Annotated in this window: 19 protein-coding genes and 1 riboswitch; of the genes, 11 read left to right on the top strand and 8 right to left on the bottom strand. The window is 57.0% G+C overall.

Annotation, left to right across the window (positions count from 1 at the left end; genetic code table 11):
- Positions 1–149: 149 nt before the first annotated feature.
- Positions 150–365: a 50S ribosomal protein L31 gene (gene rpmE, locus NB069_RS21525; RefSeq protein WP_039032122.1), complete on the top strand. Its 216-nt coding sequence runs from the start codon at positions 150–152 to the stop codon at positions 363–365.
- A gap of 51 nt (positions 366–416) precedes the next feature.
- On the opposite strand, the gene metJ is transcribed toward rpmE, so the two are convergent.
- Positions 417–734 (bottom strand): met regulon transcriptional regulator MetJ, encoded by a 318-nt coding sequence (metJ, locus tag NB069_RS21520; protein WP_007369220.1) that lies wholly within the window; start codon positions 732–734, stop codon positions 417–419.
- A gap of 278 nt (positions 735–1,012) precedes the next feature.
- Here metJ and metB point away from each other — a divergent pair, with 278 nt between their 5' ends.
- The 4 genes from metB to katG all read left to right on the top strand — a co-directional run bounded on the left by metB (position 1,013) and on the right by katG (position 8,048).
- Positions 1,013–2,173 (top strand): cystathionine gamma-synthase, encoded by a 1,161-nt coding sequence (metB, locus tag NB069_RS21515; protein ID WP_250586593.1) that lies wholly within the window; start codon positions 1,013–1,015, stop codon positions 2,171–2,173.
- 2 nt (positions 2,174–2,175) lie between these two features.
- Positions 2,176–4,608: a bifunctional aspartate kinase/homoserine dehydrogenase II gene (locus NB069_RS21510; protein WP_250586592.1), complete on the top strand. Its 2,433-nt coding sequence runs from the start codon at positions 2,176–2,178 to the stop codon at positions 4,606–4,608.
- A 232-nt stretch (positions 4,609–4,840) separates the two neighbouring features.
- A complete protein-coding gene (metF, locus tag NB069_RS21505) occupies positions 4,841–5,731 on the top strand; it encodes a methylenetetrahydrofolate reductase (RefSeq protein ID WP_039032119.1) in 891 nt (296 codons plus the stop codon).
- A 145-nt stretch (positions 5,732–5,876) separates the two neighbouring features.
- Positions 5,877–8,048 carry a catalase/peroxidase HPI gene (katG, locus tag NB069_RS21500; RefSeq protein ID WP_250586591.1) on the top strand — a complete coding sequence of 724 codons (2,172 nt, stop codon included), beginning with the start codon at positions 5,877–5,879 and terminating at the stop codon, positions 8,046–8,048.
- 110 nt (positions 8,049–8,158) lie between these two features.
- On the opposite strand, the gene gldA is transcribed toward katG, so the two are convergent.
- The 5 genes from gldA to argE all read right to left on the bottom strand — a co-directional run bounded on the left by gldA (position 8,159) and on the right by argE (position 14,987).
- Entirely contained in the window at positions 8,159–9,262 is a 1,104-nt protein-coding gene (gldA, locus tag NB069_RS21495; RefSeq protein ID WP_250586590.1) for a bifunctional L-1,2-propanediol dehydrogenase/glycerol dehydrogenase, read from the bottom strand.
- A gap of 12 nt (positions 9,263–9,274) precedes the next feature.
- The gene (gene fsa, locus NB069_RS21490) at positions 9,275–9,937 is read right to left on the bottom strand and encodes a fructose-6-phosphate aldolase (RefSeq protein WP_250586589.1); all 663 of its coding nucleotides are present in this window, start codon (positions 9,935–9,937) and stop codon (positions 9,275–9,277) included.
- Positions 9,938–10,065: 128 nt separating this feature from the next.
- Positions 10,066–10,836, bottom strand: a complete 771-nt coding sequence (locus tag NB069_RS21485) for a helix-turn-helix transcriptional regulator (protein ID WP_250586588.1) — start codon at positions 10,834–10,836, stop codon at positions 10,066–10,068.
- 101 nt (positions 10,837–10,937) lie between these two features.
- On the bottom strand, positions 10,938–13,589 hold the full coding sequence (gene ppc, locus NB069_RS21480; RefSeq protein WP_250586587.1) for a phosphoenolpyruvate carboxylase: 2,652 nt from the start codon (positions 13,587–13,589) through the stop codon (positions 10,938–10,940).
- 246 nt (positions 13,590–13,835) lie between these two features.
- Complete coding sequence (argE, locus tag NB069_RS21475) at positions 13,836–14,987, bottom strand: acetylornithine deacetylase (RefSeq protein WP_250586586.1); 1,152 nt, start codon at positions 14,985–14,987, stop codon at positions 13,836–13,838.
- Between the two features lie 88 nt (positions 14,988–15,075).
- Here argE and argC point away from each other — a divergent pair, with 88 nt between their 5' ends.
- The 4 genes from argC (at position 15,076) to oxyR (ending at position 19,554) form a co-directional block, all read left to right on the top strand.
- Positions 15,076–16,080: an N-acetyl-gamma-glutamyl-phosphate reductase gene (argC, locus tag NB069_RS21470; protein ID WP_250586585.1), complete on the top strand. Its 1,005-nt coding sequence runs from the start codon at positions 15,076–15,078 to the stop codon at positions 16,078–16,080.
- Positions 16,081–16,086: 6 nt separating this feature from the next.
- Positions 16,087–16,863 carry an acetylglutamate kinase gene (gene argB / locus NB069_RS21465; protein ID WP_250586584.1) on the top strand — a complete coding sequence of 259 codons (777 nt, stop codon included), beginning with the start codon at positions 16,087–16,089 and terminating at the stop codon, positions 16,861–16,863.
- A gap of 78 nt (positions 16,864–16,941) precedes the next feature.
- Entirely contained in the window at positions 16,942–18,315 is a 1,374-nt protein-coding gene (gene argH, locus NB069_RS21460) for an argininosuccinate lyase (protein WP_250586583.1), read from the top strand.
- Positions 18,316–18,636: 321 nt separating this feature from the next.
- Positions 18,637–19,554, top strand: coding sequence for a DNA-binding transcriptional regulator OxyR (oxyR, locus tag NB069_RS21455; RefSeq protein ID WP_250586582.1), 918 nt, complete (start codon positions 18,637–18,639; stop codon positions 19,552–19,554).
- Here the strand turns inward: oxyR and sthA are convergent.
- Positions 19,537–20,937 (bottom strand): Si-specific NAD(P)(+) transhydrogenase, encoded by a 1,401-nt coding sequence (gene sthA, locus NB069_RS21450; protein WP_138370873.1) that lies wholly within the window; start codon positions 20,935–20,937, stop codon positions 19,537–19,539. The genes oxyR and sthA overlap by 18 nt on opposite strands.
- Before the next feature lie 196 nt (positions 20,938–21,133).
- Between sthA and fabR the strand changes: the two genes are divergently transcribed.
- Positions 21,134–21,772, top strand: a complete 639-nt coding sequence (gene fabR, locus NB069_RS21445) for an HTH-type transcriptional repressor FabR (RefSeq protein WP_032615233.1) — start codon at positions 21,134–21,136, stop codon at positions 21,770–21,772.
- 10 nt (positions 21,773–21,782) lie between these two features.
- On the top strand, positions 21,783–22,142 hold the full coding sequence (locus tag NB069_RS21440; protein WP_032615232.1) for a YijD family membrane protein: 360 nt from the start codon (positions 21,783–21,785) through the stop codon (positions 22,140–22,142).
- A gap of 75 nt (positions 22,143–22,217) precedes the next feature.
- Here the strand turns inward: NB069_RS21440 and trmA are convergent, their stop codons facing one another.
- Positions 22,218–23,324: a tRNA (uridine(54)-C5)-methyltransferase TrmA gene (gene trmA, locus NB069_RS21435; RefSeq protein WP_250586581.1), complete on the bottom strand. Its 1,107-nt coding sequence runs from the start codon at positions 23,322–23,324 to the stop codon at positions 22,218–22,220.
- 103 nt (positions 23,325–23,427) lie between these two features.
- Positions 23,428–23,602, top strand: a riboswitch (cobalamin riboswitch).
- Positions 23,603–23,655 lie beyond the last annotated feature (53 nt).

Here is a 23,655-nt window from a genome sequence, read left to right as displayed (position 1 = left end):
CGGCGTGCGGATCAGTTTGCATACCCTGGTTAAATTCTGTATGATTCGCCGCCTTTGGTGCACTTTGCATCAAAGAACTTACATTCAACATCGCGTGGTGTCTGGCGTTAGGGCTGGAAGAGCGACGCGGCCTTAACTGAGGTTCTCCCATGAAAAAAGATATCCATCCTAAATACGAAATGATTACTGCAAACTGCTCTTGCGGTAACTCTATCCAGATCCGCTCCACCGTGGGTCATGATCTGAACCTGGACGTGTGCGGCCAGTGCCACCCGTTCTACACTGGTAAGCAGCGTGATGTTGCAACCGGTGGCCGTGTTGACCGCTTCAACAAGCGTTTCAGCATCCCGGGCTCTTCCAAGTAAGATGCATCCCGAAAAAAAAGCGCCGCAAGGCGCTTTTTTTGTATCTGCAAATCAGTATTCCCACGTATCCGGGTCGATACCCAGTTCACGCATGATCACCTTCGCCTCTTCCGGAATTTCATCACTACGCTCTTTGCGCAGGTCTTCATCGTTCGGCAACGGTTGACCGGTAAACGCGTGCAGGAACGCTTCGCACAGCAGCTCGCTGTTGGTCGCGTGACGCAGGTTATTCACCTGACGACGCGTGCGCTCATCGGTGAGGATCTTTAACACCTTCAGAGGAATGGAAACCGTAATTTTTTTTACTTGTTCACTCTTCTTACCGTGCTCAGCGTATGGGCTGATATATTCGCCGCTCCATTCAGCCATGAGATACCTTTAATCCTCTCTGTCATTAATATGAGGCCGACACCGCAGCGGTTCGCAGGGTTTCGCGCCATAATCTCGCGTAGTTTACCGTAGAGATGCCGTCGTGACACGGATATTGCCTCTGCGGTATGCGCTAAAGCATATAATTTTAACGGCTATTTGCGCATTGCTCAATCTATACGCAAAGAAGTTTAGATGTCCAGATGTATTGACGTCCATATAATCAATGTTTACTCTGGGGCCTGACTTTTCATCCATTAAGCCAGGAAGCCTTCACCATGACGCGTAAACAGGCCACCATCGCAGTGCGTAGCGGATTGAATGATGACGAACAGTACGGCTGCGTTGTCCCGCCGATTCATCTCTCCAGTACCTATAACTTCACCGGATTTAATGAACCACGCGCCCATGATTATTCGCGCCGTGGCAACCCTACGCGTGATGTCACCCAGCGAGCGCTGGCGGAACTGGAAGGTGGCGCAGGCGCGGTGATGACCAACACCGGCATGTCGGCCATTCACCTGGTGACCACCGTGTTCCTGAAACCTGGCGATCTGCTGGTGGCCCCGCACGACTGCTACGGCGGCAGCTATCGTCTTTTCGACAGCCTGGCGAAGCGCGGATGCTACCGCGTGCTGTTTGTCGATCAGGGTGATGAGCAGGCGCTGAAACAGGCGCTGGCAGAGAAACCAAAGCTGGTTTTAGTGGAAAGTCCAAGCAACCCTCTGCTGCGCGTTGTGGACATTGCAAAAATTTGTCAGCTTGCAAGGGATGCGGGAGCGATAAGTGTAGTGGATAATACGTTCCTCAGTCCGGCGCTACAGAACCCGCTGGCACTGGGAGCAGACCTGGTATTGCATTCATGCACTAAATATCTGAACGGCCACTCGGATGTGGTTGCCGGGGTGGTGATTGCAAAAGATCCGGAGGTTGTCACCGAACTGGCATGGTGGGCGAATAACATCGGCGTCACCGGCAGCGCGTTCGACAGCTATCTGCTGCTGCGTGGGCTGCGTACCCTGTCGCCGCGTATGGAGGTGGCGCAGCGTAACGCCCAGGCGATTGTCGATTTCCTGAAGACCCAGCCGCTGGTGAAAAAGCTGTATCACCCGTCGCTGCCGGAGAATCAGGGGCATGAGATTGCGGCGCGTCAACAAAAGGGTTTTGGCGCGATGTTAAGTTTCGAACTGGATGGCGATGAGCAGACGCTGCGTCGCTTCCTGAGCGGGTTGTCACTGTTTACGCTGGCGGAATCTTTAGGTGGGGTTGAAAGCTTGATCTCCCACGCCGCCACCATGACGCACGCGGGCATGGCGCCAGAAGCGCGTGCCGCCGCCGGGATCTCTGAGACGCTGTTGCGTATCTCAACCGGTATTGAAGATTGTGAAGATTTAATTGCCGATCTGGAAAATGGCTTCCGGGTCGCAGCCAAGGGGTAATCATGAGTGTGATAGCGCAGGCAGGGGCGAAGGGTCGTCAGCTGCACAAGTTTGGTGGTAGTAGTCTTGCTGATGTGAAATGTTACCTGCGGGTCGCGGGGATCATGGCAGAGTATTCGATGCCGGGGGACATGATGGTTGTCTCCGCGGCAGGCAGCACCACCAACCAGTTGATTAGCTGGCTGAAGTTAAGCCAGACCGATCGTCTCTCTGCGCATCAGGTTCAACAAGCATTACGCCGCTATCAGAGTGAGTTGATCGCCGGCTTACTGCCTGCCGACGTAGCCGATGGCCTGATTAGCACCTTTATCCAGGATCTGGAGCGGCTGGCCGCGTTACTCGACAGCGGCGTGACCGATGCCGTGTATGCCGAAGTGGTGGGCCACGGCGAAGTGTGGTCTGCCCGTCTGATGGCGGCCGTTCTGCAACAGCAGGGGCTCGAGGCTGCCTGGCTGGACGCGCGTGACTTCCTGCGTGCCGAACGTGGCGCACAGCCGCAGGTGGATGAAGGCCTCTCTTATCCGCTGCTTCAGCAGCTGCTGGTGCAGCATCCGAATAAACGTATTGTCGTGACCGGCTTTATCAGCCGCAGCAACGCAGGTGAAACCGTACTGCTGGGACGTAACGGCTCCGACTACTCCGCGACGCAGATCGGCGCCCTGGCCGGGGTGTCTCGCGTCACCATCTGGAGCGACGTGGCCGGTGTCTACAGTGCCGACCCGCGTAAGGTTAAAGATGCGTGCCTGCTGCCGCTGCTGCGTCTCGATGAAGCCAGCGAACTGGCGCGCCTCGCGGCCCCGGTTCTCCACGCCCGCACGCTTCAGCCGGTTTCCGGCAGCGATATCGATCTGCAGCTGCGCTGTAGCTATACGCCGGATCAGGGTTCAACCCGCATCGAGCGCGTGCTGGCCTCCGGCACGGGCGCGCGTATCGTTACCAGCCATGACGATATCTGCCTGATCGAGTTTCTCGTTCCGGCCGGACAGGATTTCAAACAGGCCCATAAAGAGATTGATCTGATCCTCAAGCGTGCTCAGGTGCGTCCCCTGGCCGTGGGTGTGCATACCGACCGTCACCTGCTGCAGTTCTGCTACACCGCAGAAGTGGCCGACAGCGCGCTGAAAATTCTTGATGAAGCGGGCCTGCCGGGCGAGCTTCGTCTGCGTCAGGGGCTGGCGCTGATCGCCATGGTCGGTGCGGGCGTCACCCGTAACCCGCTGCACTGCCACCGTTTCTGGCAGCAGCTGAAAGGCCAGCCGGTTGAATTTACCTGGCAGTCGGAAGAGGGCATCAGCCTGGTGGCGGTGATGCGCACCGGGCCAACGGAGAGCCTGATCCAGGGGCTGCACCAGTCGCTGTTCCGCGCCGAAAAGCGTATCGGCCTGATGCTGTTCGGGAAAGGGAATATCGGTTCCCGCTGGCTGGAGCTGTTTGCCCGTGAACAGACCACGCTTTCCGCGCGTACCGGCTTTGAATTTGTGCTGGCAGGGGTGGTGGACAGCCGCCGCAGCCTGCTCAGTTACGAAGGGCTGGACGCCAGCCGGGCGCTTGCCTTCTTCAATGACGAAGCCATTGAGCAGGATGAAGAGTCGCTCTTCCTCTGGATGCGCGCCCATCCGTATGACGATCTGGTGGTGCTGGACGTGACCGCCAGCGAGCAGCTGGCCGATCAGTATCTTGATTTTGCCAGCCACGGTTTCCACGTTATCAGCGCCAACAAACTGGCGGGTGCCAGCAATACCCGTAACTACCGTCAAATTCATGACGCTTTTGAAAAAACGGGCCGTCACTGGCTGTACAACGCCACCGTTGGCGCGGGTCTGCCGGTTAACCACACCGTGCGCGATCTGATCGAAAGCGGCGACAGCATTCTGGCGATCAGCGGTATCTTCTCCGGTACCCTGTCCTGGCTGTTCCTGCAGTTTGATGGCACCGTGCCGTTCACTGACCTGGTGGATCAGGCGTGGCAGCAGGGGCTGACCGAGCCGGATCCGCGCGTTGACCTCTCCGGGAAAGACGTGATGCGTAAGCTGGTGATTGTGGCGCGTGAAGCGGGCTACGACATCGAGCCGAATCAGGTGCGTGTGGAGTCGCTGGTGCCTGCGGGCTGCGAAGAGGGATCGGTCGATCACTTCTTCGAGAACGGCGACGCCCTGAACGAGCAGATGCTACAGCGCCTGGAAGCCGCCCGTGAAATGGGGCTGGTGCTGCGCTACGTGGCGCGTTTCGACGCCAACGGCAAAGCGCGCGTGGGCGTTGAGGCCGTACGCCCTGAACATCCGCTGGCGGCGCTGCTGCCGTGCGATAACGTCTTTGCCATCGAAAGCCGCTGGTATCGCGACAACCCGCTGGTGATCCGTGGGCCGGGTGCGGGCCGTGACGTGACCGCCGGGGCAATCCAGTCAGATATCAACCGTCTGGCGCAGCTACTGTAATTCGCATGTTTTCTCCCTCTCCCTGTGGGAGAGGGTTGGGGTGAGGGCACCAGCGCGCACTCACCCCGCACCATCCTGAACTATTTTCACTTTCCCTGAGCATTCCTCACCGTCAATGATGATATTTTCAGTTGACGCCAGTCCGCTTTTCCGTCATTTTTACATCTGGACGTCTAAACGTATAGAAGTTCGAAACATAACAAACAACGACACGCGATTGATGAGGTAAGGTATGAGCTTTTTTCACGCCAACCAGCGGGAAGCACTGAATCAGAGCCTGGCTGAAGTAAACGGCCAGATTAACGTCTCTTTTGAATTTTTCCCGCCGCGCACCAGTGAAATGGAGCAGACCCTGTGGGCCTCTATCGATCGCCTGAGCAGCCTGAAGCCAAAGTTTGTCTCCGTAACTTACGGCGCCAACTCCGGCGAGCGCGACCGCACGCACAGCATCATTAAAGGCATTAAGGACCGTACCGGTCTGGAAGCGGCCCCGCATCTGACCTGCATTGATGCCACCCGTGATGAGCTGCGCGCCATCGCCCAGGATTACTGGAACAACGGTATCCGTCATATCGTGGCGCTGCGCGGCGACCTGCCGCCAGGCAGCGGTAAGCCGGAGATGTACGCCACCGATCTGGTTGCCCTGCTGAAAGAGGTCGGTGACTTCGATATCTCCGTCGCGGCGTACCCGGAAGTTCACCCGGAAGCGAAAAGCGCCCAGGCGGATCTGCTCAACCTGAAACGCAAAGTGGATGCCGGTGCCAACCGCGCCATCACCCAGTTCTTCTTTGATGTTGAAAGCTATCTGCGCTTCCGTGACCGCTGCGTTTCAGCGGGTATCGACGTGGAAATTATTCCGGGGATCCTGCCGGTCTCTAACTTCAAACAGGCGAAGAAATTTGCCGACATGACCAACGTGCGTATCCCGCTGTGGATGGCAAAAATGTATGAAGGTCTGGACGATGATGCCGAAACCCGCAAGCTGGTGGGCGCCAATATCGCTATGGACATGGTGAAAATTCTCAGCCGCGAAGGGGTGAAAGATTTCCATTTCTATACCCTTAACCGCGCCGAAATGAGCTACGCAATTTGCCATACGCTGGGAGTTCGCCCGGGCCTGTGACTATAAAGCCCTCACATAAGTGAGGGTTTATTGTTCGAACGGTACCCTTAACAGGAATTAACTATCAAATCTGTGGATCGTTTCAATTATCTCTTGTTCCTGGTGGTGTATATCCTAACGGTAAAACCATATAGGGAGCAGAGCGATGAGTCAGTCCGACGATAAACAGAATGCAGGTAAATGCCCTTTCCACCAGGGCTCTTATGACAAGAGTGCGGGTGCCGGTACCAACAGCCGGGACTGGTGGCCTAAACAACTTCGTATCGACCTTCTTAATCAGCATTCCGAACGTTCTAATCCCCTGGGCAAAGATTTCAATTACCGCAAAGAGTTCAGCAAACTCGACTACTCTGCGCTGAAAGGCGATCTTAAAGCTCTGCTGACCGATTCACAGCCGTGGTGGCCTGCGGACTGGGGCAGCTATGCCGGTCTGTTCATTCGTATGGCGTGGCACGGCGCGGGTACCTATCGTGCAGTGGACGGACGCGGCGGCGCGGGCCGTGGCCAACAGCGTTTCTCTCCGCTCAACTCCTGGCCGGATAACGTCAGCCTCGATAAGGCGCGTCGTCTGCTGTGGCCGATCAAGCAAAAATATGGCCAGAAAATCTCCTGGGCTGACCTGTTTATTCTCGCGGGCAACGTGGCGCTGGAAAACTCCGGCTTCAGAACCTTTGGCTTTGGCGCCGGACGTGAAGACGTGTGGGAACCGGATCTGGACGTTAACTGGGGCGATGAAAAAGCCTGGTTAACCCATCGTGACCCAGAAGCGCTGGCGAAGAATCCGCTGTCAGCTACCGAGATGGGGTTGATCTACGTTAACCCGGAAGGGCCAAATGCCAGCGGCGAGCCGCTGTCGGCGGCGGCGGCTATTCGCGCCACCTTCGGCAACATGGGGATGAACGATGAAGAGACCGTCGCGCTGATCGCAGGTGGCCATACGCTGGGTAAAACTCACGGGGCAGGGAAAGCCAGCCATGTGGGTGTCGATCCGGAAGGGGGCCCGCTTGAGGCTCAGGGGCTGGGTTGGGCCAGCACCCACGGCACCGGTATCGGAGCGGACGCTATTACCTCCGGCCTGGAGGTGATCTGGTCGCAGACGCCGACCCAGTGGAGTAACTACTTCTTCGAGAACCTCTACAAATACGACTGGGTGCAAACCCGCAGCCCGGCCGGGGCGATTCAGTTTGAAGCGGTCAACGCGCCGGAAATCATGCCCGATCCGTTCGACCCGTCTAAAAAACGTAAGCCGACCATGCTGGTTACCGACCTGACGCTGCGGTTCGATCCTGAGTTCGACAAGATCTCCCGCCGCTTCCTGAACGATCCGCAGGCCTTCAACGAAGCCTTCGCCCGGGCGTGGTTCAAACTGACTCACCGTGATATGGGGCCGATCTCCCGTTATATCGGACCGGAAGTGCCGAAAGAAGAGCTGATTTGGCAGGATCCGCTGCCGCAGCCCTTCTTCCACCCGACCGCAGAAGATATCCAGAGCCTGAAAGAGGACATTGCGGCCTCCGGGCTGTCGGTGAGTGAGCTGGTCTCCGTGGCATGGGCCTCGGCCTCCACCTTCCGCGGCGGCGACAAGCGTGGCGGCGCCAACGGCGCACGTCTGGCACTGGCGCCGCAGCGCAGCTGGGATGTGAACGCCGTCGCGGCCCGCGTTCTGCCGGTGCTGGAAGGCATTTATAAATCTGCCCACAAAGCATCGCTGGCGGACATCATCGTGCTGGCCGGTGTGGTGGGCGTCGAGCAGGCGGCGAAAGCGGCTGGCTTCAACATCACCGTACCCTTTACGCCAGGCCGTGTTGATGCGCGTCAGGATCAGACCGATATCGGGATGTTCTCGCTGCTGCAGCCAGCTGCCGATGGCTTCCGTAACTACCGTGCGGCTATCGACGTGTCGACCACCGAATCACTGCTGATTGATAAAGCGCAGCAGCTGACGCTGACCGCGCCAGAGATGACGGTGCTGCTGGGCGGGCTGCGCGTGCTGGGAGCCAACTTCGATGGCGGCAAGAGCGGCGTCTTTACCGATCGCGTGGGCGTACTCAGCACTGACTTCTTCGTCAATCTGCTGGATATGGGCACGCAGTGGAAAGCCACCGATGAATCCAGCGAGCTGTTTGAAGGCCGCGACCGCGTGAGTGGTGAAGTAAAATACCAGGCGAGCCGTGCCGACCTGGTGTTTGGCTCTAACTCCGTGCTGCGCGCTCTGGCAGAGGTTTACGCCAGCAGCGATGCTCACGAGAAGTTCGTGAACGACTTTGTCGCGGCATGGGTGAAAGTGATGAACCTCGACCGGTTTGATCTGCTGTAAAAGAAAAATCCCCGCTTCGGCGGGGATTTTTTGTCCGGTAGCGCTTCGCTTGCACGGGCCTGTGGGTTTTGTAGGCCGGGTAAGGCGCAGCCGCCACCCGGCAATAATGGCTACTCCCACTCCTGCAGGAAACGCTGACCGTACTGGTCGGCAACCAGCAGCGCCGCATACACCTGATCCGGCGACACGCCGCCCGGCATGTTGTGAATAGTCTCCCCTTCGGCACACGCCGCCTCCGCGACCAGACGCATTTTGGCCGGAATATCCTCTTTGATATCCAACTGGGCAAGCGTGATGGGCAACCCAACGCTGTGACAGAGCGCCGCAACGGTTTCTATCTCTTCAACCGGGGCATTCTCCAGCACCAGCTGGGTCAGGGTGCCAAAGGCCACTTTTTCGCCGTGATAGTAATGGTGGGCATCCGGGATGGCGGTCAGACCGTTGTGAATGGCGTGTGCCGCTGCCAGGCCACCGCTCTCAAACCCGACGCCACTCAGATAGGTGTTGGCTTCAATAATGCGCTCAAGCGCAGGCGTGACGACATGCTGTTCAGCCGCCAGCATCGCTTTTTCGCCCTCTTCAACCAACGTGTTGTAGCAAAGCTCGGCCAGCGCCAGCGCCGCCTGCGTGCATTTGCCGCCCGCCATGGTTGTTGCACCGCTGCGCGAGCAGGCGCGGGCTTCAAACCAGGTTGCCAGCGCGTCGCCGATACCGGCCGCCAGCAGACGCGCAGGCGCCCCCGCTACCACTCTGGTATCGACAATCACGATGTTCGGGTTGTGCGGCAGCATCAGATAGCGATCAAATTCGCCATCATCGGTATAAATCACGGAAAGGGCGCTGCAGGGCGCATCGGTGGAGGCGATAGTCGGAGCGATAGCGACCGGCACATCCATAAAGTGCGCCAGCGCTTTAGCGGTATCCAGCGTTTTACCGCCGCCGATGCCAAGGATTGCCTGGCAGTCGGCGCTATTCGCCAACTGACGCAGCCGGTCGATCTCGTTCTGTGAACATTCGCCGCCAAAGGGGGCGATTTCTACATACAGTTCCGCCTGTTTGAAACTCTGGCGCAGCGTCTCTTCGGCAAAACCCAGCACAAATTTATCGCCCACTACCAGCCAGCGCGCGGCCAGCGGTTTGAGGTAATCACCGAGGCGTGAGAGCACATCTGCACCCTGAATGTATTTGCCGGGCGATTGAATAATACGATCCATCCTATGTCTCCTTTACAGGTTGAGGCTACCAAACGCGTTTTTCCAGTCCTGCTCAAACTTGTCTATGGCTGACTCTACCGCCGGCGTATTGAGCAGTTGTTGCGCTACATCAGTGGGCAGGGTGATCGCTTCACAGCCGGCGAGCAGGCAGTCCAGCGCCTGACGCGGGGTTTTAAAGCTGGCAGCCAGCACCATGCTGTCCGGCGCATGCAGTTCCAGCAGGCTTTGCAGCTCCTGCACCGTGCGGATGCCGTCCCCGCCCTGGGCATCCACGCGATTAACGTACGGCGCGATGTACTTCGCCCCGGCTAACGCCGCCAGCAAACCCTGTGAGGCGCTGTAAACTGCGGTGCCGAGGGTAGTGATGCCCTCTTTTTTAAGGGTTTTGATGGCGACAAGCCCTTCAGCGGTAACCGGGATTTTCACCACGATACCGGGGATGACGTCGCGCAGGCGTCTGGCTTCGACAACCATACCTTCGGCGTCGCGGCTCATGGTCTGGGCGAACAGGGTGCCCTGAGGGCCGATGGCTTTCTGCAGGCGAGGCAGGACATCCCAGAGGGGTTCGCCGCTGGCAGCAATAATGCTCGGATTGGTGGTGACGCCCGCAAGGGGGAAGAGGCGGGCGAGGCGTTCAACGTCCGCCACGTTGGCGGTATCGAGATACAGTTCCATTATTTTTCCTTAAGTCAGCGGGTATGAATTAAGGATACGGCGGGCCTGACGGCGGGAACCAGAGGTCAATTTTGCCAAATACTGGACAAATGTAAGGTCCTCAGCGAACTGAGAGGACGATCACAGTGCTACTTTCTGGCGGTCAGCTGGCTGTGATACTGGCGGCGATATTCTGAAGGCGAGCGTTCCGTGTGCCTGCGAAACAGCCGACAGAAGTAGTTGCTGTCGGTAAAGCCGCAGCGCGCGGCGACGTCTTTAATTTTCAGGTCATAGCCTTTAAGCAAATGCCGGGCATGTTCGAGACGGGTTCTGGTCAGGTATTCATTAAACCCAACGCTGCCGGTCTTTTGAAAAAGGTGAGAAAGGTAGTTAGGTGAAATATAAAACGCCTGCGCCACCGACTCGCGGGTGAGGGGGGAGGCATGGTGTTCGTCGATATAGCTCCGGATGGCTTCAAACAGCGCCCGACTGCGGGAGGCGGTGTGAATATCGCTGCCCAACAGATCGCGGCAGTGGCTGAGCAGACTTAAGACCACCAGTCTGGCCGTGGCCTGCTCGTCCGGCTGCATGTGCAGTTCAGCGAGGGTTTGCAGCAGAAATGCACCGACTCTGGGCCCGCGTCTGGCGACCTGCTGCTGGCGCAACACGTTGTCGTCGCGCTGGACCTGAAGAGTCAGCTGCTGCTTCCCGAAACTGATGCTGAGCAGGGTAGCGGAGCGAAGGTCATCCATAAACCCGACCGAAGAAAACACGGCGTCATGCGTTTCGCCTTCAAGAAAAATTACAAGGCGAGGGAATGCCTGGGGGAGCGGTTCGGTCGGAGAGGCGAAATGCACCTGACCCAGCGGCAATGTGCCGGCGATCAGATCGGTCAGAATGGAGGTGATGTCGTGGAGCATGGCCGGAGTACCGAAGTATCGCCCGGCGACGCTGAGCCTGCCAGGCCTACGAAAAGCGCTTTGTAGGCCGGGTAAGCGTAAGCGCCACCCGGCAAAGGGGATTAACCGGTGTTACGCATCCCCGCCGCAACGCCCGCGATGGTCACCATCAGCGCTTGTTCCACACGTGGATCCGGCTCCTGACCCTCTTCTTCCGCTTTACGCGAACGGTACAGCAGTTCGGCCTGCAGAACGTTCAGCGGATCGGTGTAGATGTTACGCAGCTGGATAGACTCCGCAATCCACGGCAGGTCAGCCATCAGGTGAGAGTCGTTGGCGATAGCCAGCACGACTTTGATGTCGCCTTCCAGCAGTTCGCGCAGTTCGGTACCCAGTTTCCACAGCTCCGGTTTCACCAGACGCTGATCGTAGTATTCCGCCAGCCACAGGTCGACTTTGGAGAACACCATCTCCAGCATGCCCAGACGGGTGGAGAAGAATGGCCAGTCGCGGCACATGGTTTCCAGTTCGCTCTGCTTACCGTCATCCACCACTTTTTGCAGGGCGGCACCGGCACCTAGCCAGGCCGGAAGCATCAGGCGGTTTTGCGTCCACGCGAAGATCCATGGGATGGCACGCAGGGACTCAACGCCACCGGTCGGACGACGCTTGGCCGGACGGGATCCGAGCGGCAGTTTACCCAGCTCCTGCTCAGGTGTGGCCGAGCGGAAGTAAGGCACGAAGTCTTTGTTTTCACGCACGTAGCCGCGATACAGATCGCAGGAGATATCTGACAGCTCGTCCATGATATGGCACCAGGCCTCTTTCGGCTCCGGCGGTGGCAGCAGGTTGGCTTCCAGAATAGCGCTGGTGTACAGCGACAGGCTGCTGATGGTCACTTCCGGCAGACCGTATTTGAAGCGGATCATCTCGCCCTGTTCGGTGACACGCAGACCGCCCTTCAGGCTACCCGGGGGCTGGGAAAGCAGCGCCGCATGCGCTGGCGCGCCGCCACGGCCGATAGAGCCGCCGCGACCATGGAACAACGTCAGCTCAATACCCGCTTTCTCGCAGGTTTTAATCAGCGCGTCCTGCGCCTGGTACTGCGCCCAGGATGCTGCCATCACGCCCGCGTCTTTGGCGGAGTCGGAATAGCCAATCATCACCATCTGTTTGCCCTGAATAAAGCCGCGATACCAGTCGATGTTCAGCAGCTGGGTCATTACGTCGTTGGCGTTGTTCAGGTCATCCAGGGTTTCGAACAGCGGGGCCACCGGCAGGGCATAGTCGATGCCGGCTTCTTTCAGCAGAAGATGAACACCCAGCACGTCGGACGGGGTTTTCGCCATGGAGATCACATAGGCGGCTACCGATCCTTTCGGCGCATCAACGATCGCTTTGCAGGTGTTGAGCACTTCGCGGGTTTCGTTGCTTGGCTCCCAGTTGCGCGGCAGCAGAGGACGTTTGGAATTCAGCTCGCGGATCAGGAAGGCCTGTTTGTCCGCTTCTGACCAGCTTTCATAGTCGCCAATGCCAAGGTAACGGGTCAGCTCGCCCAGCGCTTCGGTGTGACGGGTGCTTTCCTGACGTACATCGATACGCACCAGCGGCACGCCAAAACACTTCACGCGACGCAGGGTGTCGAGCAATTCGCCATTGGCGATGATGCCCATGCCACAAGCCTGCAGCGATTTATAACAGGCATACAGCGGATCCCAGAGCTGCTCGTTCTGGCTCAGCAGACCTTCCGGCTTCGGCAGGCGCTGGCCTTTCAGGCGCGCTTCCAGCCAGGCCTGGGTCGCCAGCAGCTGGCTGCGCAGCTTTTTCATCAGGTAACGGTACGGCTCGCTGGCACCCTCCTCACCGGCCAGCTCGCGCAGCTCCGGTGTGGCTTCAACCATCGACAGCTCAGAGATCAGCACCTGAATGTCTTTCAGGAACAGGTCGGTGGCTTTCCAGCGGCTCAGCAGCAGCACGTGGCGGGTGATGTCGGCAGTCACGTTCGGGTTGCCGTCGCGGTCGCCACCCATCCAGGAGGTGAAGCGGACCGGCACAAAATCCACCGGCAGGCGATAGCCGAGGTTCTCTTCCAGTTGCTCATTCAGCTCGCGCAGGTAGTTAGGTACCCCTTCCCACAGGCTGTTTTCCACCACCGCAAAGCCCCACTTGGCTTCATCTACCGGGCTTGGGCGGTGCTTACGAATTTCATCGGTATGCCAGGACTGGGCAATCAGCTGGCGCAGACGGCGCATCAGCTGGTTACGTTCATAATCAACGATGTCTTTGTTATCCAGCTGCTTCAGGCAGTTGTTCACTTCCACCATTTTGTGGATCAGGGTACGACGGGTGATCTCGGTCGGGTGGGCGGTGAGCACCAGCTCCAGCGACAGGGACTCGACGGCCTTTTTGATGGTGGCTTCGTTAAGATCGGGTTGGTCCTTGAGTTTTCTGAGCGTACGGGCAATCACTTCCGGGTTGCTTGCCGCTTCGCCATTCGGCGAAATGCTGTGATACTGCTCGGCGGTATTCGCCAGGTTCAGAAACTGGCTGAAAGCACGGGCCACAGGCAGCAGTTCGTCATTGGAGAGGTTCTGCAGGGTGGTGAGCAGTTCCTGACGATTGGCTTCGTTGCCTGCGCGGGAAGATTTAGACAGCTTACGGATTGTTTCAACGCGATCGAGAATGTTCTCGCCCAACGCATCCTTGATGGTATCTCCCAGCACCTTGCCGAGCATACTGACATTACTACGCAACGCGGAATATTGTTCGTTCATAAAAACCCAGTCACCCCATCATTTTTGTTTATGCCCTGCCAGACATCTCACGGACATTATTTTGTCATCTCCCTTTATAAAGCCACGTAAAACCCCCGTCGTCAATTGCTGCGAAAACGGTTCAGCAAACGAATAAATGCGGGCAATTTACGAAATTTAATTCGCTTTGCGTCAGATAAGAGATGCTTATGAGAATGTGACGAAGATCGCGAGATTTTCCCCTCTCCGAAGAGAGGGGAAGCGTCATTAATGCCAGCAGAAGTGATGCACAACCTGGGTAATCAGCTCCCGGGTAGGCTTGATAAAGCGTGTTTCCAGGTACTCATCCGGCTGGTGGGCCTGGTTGATGGAGCCCGGGCCGAGCACCAGGGTCGGGCACAGGGTCTGAATAAATGGCGCTTCGGTGCAGTAGTTCACCACGTCGGTTTTCTCGCCGAGCAGTTTTTCCACCACTTCCACCAGCTGGTGGTCCGGTGGGCACTCATAACCCGGGATCGGCGGATGGAGGTCGGATACCGTCAGACGGCCCGGCCAGCGTTCGCTAACCGGTGCCAGCGCTTCGGTCAGTAAACCATTCAGATCGCTCAGGGTCATGCCCGGCAGCGGACGGATATCCATATGCAGTTCACAGCAGGCGCAGATACGGTTAGACGCGTCGCCGCCGTGCAGGCTACCGAGGTTCAGCGTTGGATACGGTACGGTGAAGGCGTCGTAGTGATAGCGCTCTTTCAAATCGTCACGCAGCGTCATGATACGACCGATGGCGTCGTGCATCAGCTCAATGGCGTTAACGCCGCGCGCCGGATCGCTGGAGTGGCCGGACTGGCCCAGCACGCGCACTGCCGTAGAGATATGGCCTTTGTGTGCACGGATCGGTTGCAGGGAGGTTGGCTCACCGATAATCGCGCAATCCGGACGAATTGCCGTGTTTTCAGAGAAATAGCGGGCGCCCGCCATGCTGGTCTCTTCGTCGGCGGTGGCCAGAATATAGAGCGGCTTTTTCAGTTTTGTCACGTCAACGTCACGCAGCGCGTCGAGGATAAAGGCGAAGAAGCCTTTCATGTCGGCGGTACCCAGCCCGTAGAGCTTGTTGTCGTGCTCGGTCAGCGTAAACGGGTCACGCGTCCAGCGGCCATCGTCAAACGGAACGGTGTCGGTGTGTCCCGCCAGCAGCAGACCACCCGCCCCCTGACCGGTGCTGGCGAGCAGGTTAAATTTGTTACGGGTTCCCGGTACCGGTTGAACCTCCACCTTAAAGCCGAGATCGCTGAACCACCCCGCCAGCAGATTGATTAAAGTCTCATTACTCTGATCCAGCGCTTCTTCCGTTGCGCTGATGGACGGCGTGGCAATCAGGGCGCGGTAGATCTCGATAAATGGCGGTAAATTCATTTTCATTGTTGACACACCTTAGGTCGTGATAGTATCAATATTCATGCAATAAATGTGAATAAAAATACATTAACGTTGAGCATAAAGGAACCCGATGTTGAATACGCTGATTGTAGGCGCTAGCGGTTATGCGGGCGCAGAGCTTGTAAGCTACGTGAATCGCCATCCTCATATGACCATAACCGCTTTGACTGTCTCAGCGCAAAGCAATGATGCAGGAAAGTTAATTTCCGATTTACATCCGCAACTTAAAGGGATTGTCGATCTGCCATTGCAGCCAATGTCGGATATCAGCGAGTTTACCGACGGCGTGGACGTGGTGTTTTTAGCCACCGCTCACGAAGTCAGCCACGATCTGGCGCCGCAGTTCCTGGCGGCCGGTTGCGTGGTATTCGATCTCTCCGGTGCGTTCCGTGTGAACGACGCCGCGTTTTATGAAAAATATTACGGCTTCACCCATCAGCATCCGGATCTACTTGAAAAAGCGGTGTACGGCCTTGCGGAGTGGAGCGCAGATGCGATGAAAGAAGCGAACCTGGTAGCCGTACCGGGTTGCTACCCAACGGCAGCGCAGCTCTCCCTGAAACCCTTGATCGACGCCGGTCTGCTGGATCTGAACCAGTGGCCGGTGATCAACGCCACCAGCGGCGTGAGCGGGGCGGGGCGTAAAGCGGCGATCTCCAACAGCTTCTGTGAAGTGAGCCTTCAGCCGTATGGTGTGTTCAACCACCGCCATCACCCGGAAATTACTACCCACCTGGGTGCGGACGTTATTTTCACTCCGCATCTGGGCAGCTTCCCGCGCGGGATCCTCGAAACTATCACCTGCCGCCTGAAGCCGGGCGTCACCAAAGACCAGGTAAATGCGGTCTTTACCCAGGCGTATGCGGATAAACCGCTGGTGCGTCTGTATGACAAAGGCGTGCCGGCGCTGAAAAACGTGGTTGGCCTGCCGTTCTGCGATATTGGCTTTGCCGTGCAGGGCGAGCACCTGATTGTGGTGGCCGCAGAAGATAACTTACTCAAAGGCGCAGCCGCCCAGGCAATGCAGTGCGCAAATATTCGTTTTGGCTATGCTGAGACGCAGTCTCTTATTTAAGGTGTGATGATGAACCCATTAATTATCAAGCTTGGTGGTGTACTGCTGGACAGCGAAGAGGCGCTGGAGCGTCTGTTTAACGCGCTGGTCAACTATCGCGAATCACATCAACGTCCGCTGGTGATCGTTCACGGTGGCGGATGTGTGGTGGATGAGTTAATGAAAGGCCTGAATCTGCCGGTGAAAAAGAAGAACGGCCTGCGTGTGACGCCTGCCGATCAGATTGACATCATTACCGGCGCACTGGCGGGAACGGCTAACAAAACCCTGCTGGCATGGGCGAAGAAGCACCATATCGCTTCCGTGGGGCTCTACCTGGGGGATGGCGACAGCGTCAAAGTAACCCAGCTCGACGAAGAGCTTGGCCACGTTGGGCTGGCACAGCCGGGATCGCCAAAACTGATTAACACGCTGCTGGCGGGTGGTTTCCTGCCGGTAGTGAGCTCTATCGGCGTGACCGAAGAGGGCCAACTGATGAACGTCAATGCGGATCAGGCAGCAACCGCGCTGGCCGCGACTCTGGGCGCAGACCTGATTCTGCTCTCTGACGTAAGCGGGATTCTGGACGGCAAAGGGCAGCGCATCGCGGAGATGACCGCGGCGAAGGCCGAGCAGCTGATCGCTCAGGGCATCATTACCGATGGCATGATCGTGAAAGTGAACGCCGCGCTGGATGCGGCGCGCGCGCTGGGTCGTCCGGTGGATATCGCCTCCTGGCGCCACGCGGAGCAGCTCCCGGCGCTGTTTAACGGCACGCCGATTGGCACGCGTATTCTGGCGTAATAGATTCACGGTTTTTGTAGGCCCGGTAAGCGCAGCGCCACCGGGCAATGAAATTCAAAGATATTAAGGAAGCATGTTATGGCACTTTGGGGTGGGCGTTTTACACAGGCAGCGGATCAACGGTTCAAACAGTTCAATGACTCTTTGCGCTTCGACTACCGCCTGGCCGAACAGGATATCGTCGGCTCTGTGGCCTGGTCCAAAGCGCTGGTCACCGTTGGCGTTCTGACTGCAGACGAACAGCTGCAGCTGGAAGAGGCGCTGAACAATCTGCTGGAAGAGGTGCGCCTTAACCCGCAGCAAATTCTTGAAAGCGACGCGGAAGATATTCACAGCTGGGTGGAAGGGAAGCTCATCGATAAAGTGGGCCAGCTGGGTAAAAAGCTGCATACCGGCCGGAGCCGTAACGACCAGGTGGCGACCGATCTGAAGCTGTGGTGCAAGGATACCGTCGTGGAACTGCTGGCGGCTAACCGTCAGCTGCAGAGCGCGCTGGTGGATACCGCGCAGAACAACCAGGATGCGGTCATGCCGGGCTATACCCACCTGCAGCGTGCGCAGCCTGTCACCTTTGCCCACTGGTCGCTGGCCTACGTTGAGATGCTGGCGCGTGACGAAAGTCGTCTGCAGGATACCTTAAAGCGTCTGGACGTCAGCCCGCTGGGCAGCGGCGCGCTGGCCGGTACTGCGTATGAAATCGACCGTGAACAGCTGGCGGGCTGGCTGGGCTTTGCCTCTGCTACACGCAACAGCCTCGACAGCGTGTCCGATCGCGACCACGTGCTGGAGCTGCTTTCGAATGCCTCTATCGGCATGGTGCACCTGTCGCGCTTCGCCGAAGACCTGATCTTCTTCAACTCGGGTGAAGCCGGGTTCGTTGAGCTGTCGGATCGCGTGACCTCCGGTTCATCCCTGATGCCGCAGAAGAAAAACCCGGATGCGCTGGAGCTTATCCGCGGCAAGTGCGGCCGTGTGCAGGGCGCCCTGACCGGCATGATGATGACCCTGAAAGGGCTGCCGCTGGCGTATAACAAAGATATGCAGGAAGACAAAGAGGGCCTGTTCGACGCGCTCGACACCTGGCTGGACTGTCTGCATATGGCCGCTCTGGTGCTGGACGGCATTCAGGTTAAACGTCCTCGCTGCCAGGAAGCGGCTCAGCAGGGTTACGCTAACTCTACCGAGCTGGCGGATTATCTGGTGGCCAAAGGTGTACCCTTCCGTGAAGCGCACCATATTGTGGGTGAAGCGGTGGTCGAAGCCATTCGTCAGGGCAAAGCCCTGGAAGACCTGCCGCTTTCCGATCTGCAGAAATTCAGCAGCGTGATTGGGGATGATGTGTATCCGATCCTGGCGCTGCAGTCGTGCCTGGATAAACGTGCGGCGAAAGGCGGCGTGTCGCCGAAGCAGGTGGCGCAAGCCATCGCGGATGCGAAAAACCGGTTAGTTTGATTTGTGCGGGCTGGCGCCCTCACCCCGGTCCTCTCCCACAGGGAGAGGGAGCAAAGACTAAAAATGGCAACTTCGGTTGCCATTTTGCTTTTCCCTCGGTTTTTTTTACGCAAAAAAAAGCGGACCACGGGGTCCGCAAAAGTTCACGTTGGCTTTAGTTGTTCGAGTTTTGAGAAACTCGTGAGACGGGACAGGACTTCAAGGGTAATCAGTGCCGCCTCGTCTCTGTGATGCATTATTCAACAGAACGCTTGATAGGGATAATCGTTCATTGCTATGCTATCTATCGCCATGAACTATCGTGGCGACGGAGGATGAATAATGAATATTCGTGATCTTGAATACCTGGTGGCGTTAGCCGAACATCGCCATTTTCGCCGCGCGGCAGATTCCTGCCACGTCAGTCAGCCTACCCTTAGCGGTCAGATCCGTAAGCTGGAAGACGAGCTTGGCGTAATGCTGCTGGAGCGCACCAGTCGTAAAGTGCTGTTCACCCAGGCAGGACTGCTGCTGGTGGATCAGGCGCGCACCGTGTTGCGCGAGGTCAAAGTGCTCAAGGAAATGGCAAGCCAGCAGGGGGAGACCATGTCCGGCCCGCTGCATATTGGCCTGATCCCAACCGTTGGCCCGTACCTGCTGCCGCACATCATTCCGATGCTGCATCAGACTTTCCCTAAGCTCGAAATGTACCTGCATGAAGCGCAAACCCATCAGCTGCTGGCGCAGCTGGATAGCGGCAAGCTCGACTGTGCCATTCTGGCACTGGTTAAAGAGAGCGAAGCTTTTATCGAAGTGCCGCTGTTTGATGAGCCGATGATGCTGGCGATCTATGAAGATCATCCGTGGGCGAGCCGCGATCGCGTCCCGATGGCCGATCTGGCCGGTGAAAAGCTGCTGATGCTGGAAGATGGTCATTGTCTGCGCGATCAGGCAATGGGCTTCTGTTTTGAAGCAGGCGCTGATGAAGATACCCACTTCCGCGCAACCAGCCTGGAAACGCTGCGTAACATGGTGGCGGCGGGAAGCGGTATTACGCTGCTGCCTGCGCTGGCCGTGCCGCGCGAGCGCAGGCGTGATGGCGTGGTCTATCTGCCCTGCATCAAGCCGGAGCCGCGTCGTACCATTGGTCTGGTTTATCGCCCGGGTTCACCGCTGCGCAGCCGCTATGAGCAGCTGGCAGAGGCCATCCGTGGTGCAATGGATGGCCATTTCGACAGTACCTTAAAACAGGCGGTTTAAGCCGTTCAGCGCCGCTACCCGATAGGCTTCTGCCATGGTCGGGTAGTTAAAGGTGGTATTAACAAAGTATTCGATGGTGTTACCACCACCTTTTTGTTCCATGATCGCCTGGCCGATATGAATGATTTCCGCCGCACGTTCACCGAAGCAGTGAATGCCGAGGATCTCTTTCGTCTCGCGGTGGAACAAAATCTTCAGCGTACCCACGCTCATCCCCACGATTTGCGCCCGCGCCAGATGTTTAAACTGGGCACGACCCACCTCGTAAGGCACCTTCATGGCCGTCAGCTGCTGTTCGGTTTTTCCGACTGAGCTGATTTCCGGAATGGTGTAAATGCCGGTAGGAATATCTTCGATCAGATGCGCCGTCGCCTCACCTTTCACCAGCGCCTGAGCCGCAATGCGCCCCTGGTCGTAAGCCGCTGATGCCAGGCTTGGGTAGCCAATCACATCCCCTACGGCATAGATATGCGGCAGGGCGGTCTGGTACATGCTGTTCACCTTGATCTGCCCGCGGCTGTCGGTGGTCAGACCGATGTTCTCCAGCGCCAGCGAATCGGTGTTACCCGTACGGCCGTTAGCGTACAGCAGGCAGTCTGCTTTCAGTTTTTTGCCGGACTTCAGATGCATGATGACGCCATCATCGCAGGGTTCGATCTTCTCGTACTCTTCGTTGTGGCGAATTACCACGCCGCTGTTCCAGAAGTGGTACGAGAGCGAGTCGGACATCTCCTGATCGAGGAAGGCCAGCAGACGGTCGCGGGTGTTAATCAGGTCGACCTTCACGTTCATACCGCGGAAGATAGAGGCATATTCGCAACCGATCACCCCGGCACCGTAGATCAGCACGTGGCGCGGCTCATGATGCAGGCTCAGAATGGAGTCACTGTCGTAAACGCGCGGGTGAGAGAAATCGACATCGGCCGGACGATAAGGACGCGAGCCGCAGGCGATAACGAATTTTTCTGCGGTGATCGTCTCAACAGAACCGTCATGGCACTCCAGCGCCAGCGTATGTTCATCCACAAAATGCGCGCTGCCCTGCAGAATTTCGCAGTGGTTACGCTCATAAAACCCCTGGCGCATCCGCGTCTGCTGATTAATCACGTTATCAGCGTGATTGAGAATATCGGCGAATGAGGAACGAAGGAGACGGGAGTGATCGCTGTAAAGAGGGTTCTGGTTGAATTCAATAATGCGGCTGACGGCGTGGCGGAGGGCTTTGGAAGGGATGGTGCCCCAGTGGGTGCAGCCGCCGCCAACGTTATGGTAGCGCTCGATAACCGCTACTCTGGCTCCCTGTTTAACCAGTCCCATAGCAGCGCCTTCGCCGCCGGGGCCGGAACCAATAACTATTGCGTCGTAATCGTAGGAATGTGACATGGTAAGGCTTACCTGTTCTTATACATAAAAGCAACAGAATAGTAACATCATTGGCGGGATAACCCAATTATCGTTGTGCTCTTTTCGCGTGGTGGAGCACAAACCACAGGGAAACCTTCATTCTGTAAGCCAGGTAAACCGATTAATTTTATTCTCTGGTATAGTGCCAGCGGGCCTTTGGAAGGATTCAACTATCGTGATGGGCGTAAGAGCACAACAAAAAGAGAAAACCCGGCGTTCGCTGGTGGAAGCCGCATTCAGTCAACTGAGTGCTGAGCGAAGTTTTGCCAGTCTGAGCCTGCGTGAGGTCGCACGCGAAGCCGGGATTGCGCCTACCTCTTTCTATCGTCATTTCCGTGACGTAGATGAACTGGGTCTGACCATGGTGGACGAGAGCGGGCTGATGCTGCGCCAGCTGATGCGCCAGGCGCGTCAGCGTATCGCTAAAGGGGGCAGCGTGATCCGCACCTCCGTTTCCACTTTTATGGAGTTTATCGGCAATAATCCCAACGCGTTTCGTTTATTGTTACGGGAACGCTCTGGCACCTCGGCAGCATTCCGTGCCGCTGTGGCCCGGGAGATTCAGCATTTTATTGCGGAACTTGCCGACTATCTTGAACTCGAAAACCATATGCCGCGCGCCTTCACTGAGGCGCAGGCCGAGGCGATGGTAACAATAGTCTTCAGTGCGGGCGCCGAAGCACTGGATGTGAGCGTTGAACAACGCAAGCAACTCGAAGAGCGACTGGTATTGCAACTGCGGATGATCTCTAAAGGGGCTTATTACTGGTATCGCCGTGAACAAGAAAAACTGGCGCATCAATCCGATGAGTGAAAGGTGAGTAATGAAACAGACAGGACAGGATAAAGGAACATTGTTGCTGGCATTGATCGCTGGCTTATCCATTAACGGTACGTTTGCAGCAATTTTTAGCTCTATTGTACCGTTCTCGGTTTTCCCGATGATCTCTCTGGTGCTGACGGTGTACTGCCTGCATCAGCGTTATCAGAATCGCACCATGCCGGTAGGCTTACCGGCGCTGTCGGCAGCGTTCTTTGTTCTGGGCGTCCTGCTGTATAGCACCGTGGTGCGCGCTGAGTACCCGGACATTGGCTCTAACTTCCTGCCGGCTGTGCTGTCGGTGGCGCTGGTGTTCTGGATTGGCTTTAAAATGCGTAACCGTAAGCAGCAGCTGCCAGAGTAACGGTTCTGTTTTGTAGGGCAGGTAAGCGTAGCGCCACCTGCCAGAAAGCGCCGGAAGGCGCTTCGCTTATCCGGCTTACGCGTTTTTAGCCGTCAGTAATACCCCGCACTCCATATGGTGCGTGTACGGGAACTGATCGAACAACGCCAGACGTTCAACCTTGTGCGTCTGGCTTAATGTTTCCAGGTTTTTGCATAAGGTTTCCGGGTTACAGGAGATATAAAGAATACGCGGGTACGCCTGCACCATCTTTTCAGTTTCGCTGTCCAGCCCACTGCGCGGCGGGTCGACGAAAATGGTCTCACACTGATAGCTCTTCAGATCGATCCCCTGCAGACGGTTAAATTCCCGCACGCCGTTCATCGCCTGAGTAAACTCCTCCGCCGACATACGAATGATCTGCACATTATCAATGTGGTTCGCCGCGATGTTGTATTGCGCAGCGGCGACCGATGGTTTTGCAATTTCGGTGGCCAGGACACGTTCAAAGTTACGCGCCAGCGCCAGGGAGAAGTTGCCGTTACCGCAGTACAACTCCAGCAGATCGCCGGTTGAACCTTCGGTGGCCTTCAGCGCCCACTCCAGCATCTGCACGTTCATGGCGGCATTCGGCTGTGTAAAGCTGTTCTCAACCTGGCGATAGACCATCTCTTTCCCGGCTACCGGCAGGCGTTCATCGATGTAATCCTGATCCAGCGCGATTTTGGTTTTAGTCGCGCGGCCAATCAGATGCACGTTAATGTTTTGCGCACGCAGCGCATCGCGCAGGGCTTCTGCTGCCTGGCGCCACTCATCATTCAGTGCCTTATGGTACAGCAGCGAGACGATGGCCTGATTGCTTTGGGTGGTCAGGTAGTCAATCTGGAACAGCTTATGGCGCAACAGGGGATTATTGCGCACGCCGTCCATTATCAGCGTCATCAGCTGGTTAATCAGCTCGCTCGCCGCCGGGAAACTGTCCACGCGGATACGGCTTTTAGTCTGCTGATCGAAAATGATGTGGTACAGGTCGTCGCCGTCATGCCAGATACGGAACTCGGCGCGCATACGGTAATGGCTGACAGGGGAGCGGAACACCTCAGGCGCAGGCGCAGCAAAAGGCGTCATCATATTTTGCAGGCGGACGACTTTCTCTGCCAGTTGCGCGTCGTACTGTTCTGTCGGGAGGTGTTCTGGAGTCATGATGCTTCCTGTTGATGATGAATTACGCGGGGATTGTAGGGATTGTGCAGGGGATGTCCAGCCCTATTGGTTAACGGCAGTCTGGACATCTATACGTGTCTAAATGTAGCATTATGTTTCCGGTCTCTTATGAGTGAAAAGGGAATCCAGTGCAAATCTGGAGCTGACGCGCAGCGGTAAAGACTGGCGGGATGAGTTAACAGACACTGTGAAAATGGGAAGTCGTCATCCAGTAAACGCCACCTAGCCCGAAGACCTGCCGGGATCACGTCGCATTTGGTTTCATCATCGCGTGCTATGGATGAGGCCTGCGGCATCCTTCTTATATTGT

This window comes from Leclercia adecarboxylata, assembly GCF_023639785.1.
Lineage (GTDB): Bacteria > Pseudomonadota > Gammaproteobacteria > Enterobacterales > Enterobacteriaceae > Enterobacter > Enterobacter adecarboxylatus_D.
This window is presented reverse-complemented; position numbering and strand designations above follow the sequence as displayed.

Coding starts and splice junctions, on each gene's coding strand:
- argB (WP_250586584.1), top strand. CDS start 16,087: ATGATGAACCCATTAATTATCAAGCTTGGTGGTGTACTGCTGGACAGC.
- oxyR (WP_250586582.1), top strand. CDS start 18,637: ATGAATATTCGTGATCTTGAATACCTGGTGGCGTTAGCCGAACATCGC.
- argC (WP_250586585.1), top strand. CDS start 15,076: ATGTTGAATACGCTGATTGTAGGCGCTAGCGGTTATGCGGGCGCAGAG.
- NB069_RS21440 (WP_032615232.1), top strand. CDS start 21,783: ATGAAACAGACAGGACAGGATAAAGGAACATTGTTGCTGGCATTGATC.
- argH (WP_250586583.1), top strand. CDS start 16,942: ATGGCACTTTGGGGTGGGCGTTTTACACAGGCAGCGGATCAACGGTTC.
- fsa (WP_250586589.1), bottom strand. CDS start 9,937: ATGGAACTGTATCTCGATACCGCCAACGTGGCGGACGTTGAACGCCTC.
- gldA (WP_250586590.1), bottom strand. CDS start 9,262: ATGGATCGTATTATTCAATCGCCCGGCAAATACATTCAGGGTGCAGAT.
- metB (WP_250586593.1), top strand. CDS start 1,013: ATGACGCGTAAACAGGCCACCATCGCAGTGCGTAGCGGATTGAATGAT.
- sthA (WP_138370873.1), bottom strand. CDS start 20,937: ATGTCACATTCCTACGATTACGACGCAATAGTTATTGGTTCCGGCCCC.
- ppc (WP_250586587.1), bottom strand. CDS start 13,589: ATGAACGAACAATATTCCGCGTTGCGTAGTAATGTCAGTATGCTCGGC.
- metF (WP_039032119.1), top strand. CDS start 4,841: ATGAGCTTTTTTCACGCCAACCAGCGGGAAGCACTGAATCAGAGCCTG.
- argE (WP_250586586.1), bottom strand. CDS start 14,987: ATGAAAATGAATTTACCGCCATTTATCGAGATCTACCGCGCCCTGATT.
- katG (WP_250586591.1), top strand. CDS start 5,877: ATGAGTCAGTCCGACGATAAACAGAATGCAGGTAAATGCCCTTTCCAC.
- NB069_RS21510 (WP_250586592.1), top strand. CDS start 2,176: ATGAGTGTGATAGCGCAGGCAGGGGCGAAGGGTCGTCAGCTGCACAAG.
- rpmE (WP_039032122.1), top strand. CDS start 150: ATGAAAAAAGATATCCATCCTAAATACGAAATGATTACTGCAAACTGC.
- metJ (WP_007369220.1), bottom strand. CDS start 734: ATGGCTGAATGGAGCGGCGAATATATCAGCCCATACGCTGAGCACGGT.
- trmA (WP_250586581.1), bottom strand. CDS start 23,324: ATGACTCCAGAACACCTCCCGACAGAACAGTACGACGCGCAACTGGCA.
- NB069_RS21485 (WP_250586588.1), bottom strand. CDS start 10,836: ATGCTCCACGACATCACCTCCATTCTGACCGATCTGATCGCCGGCACA.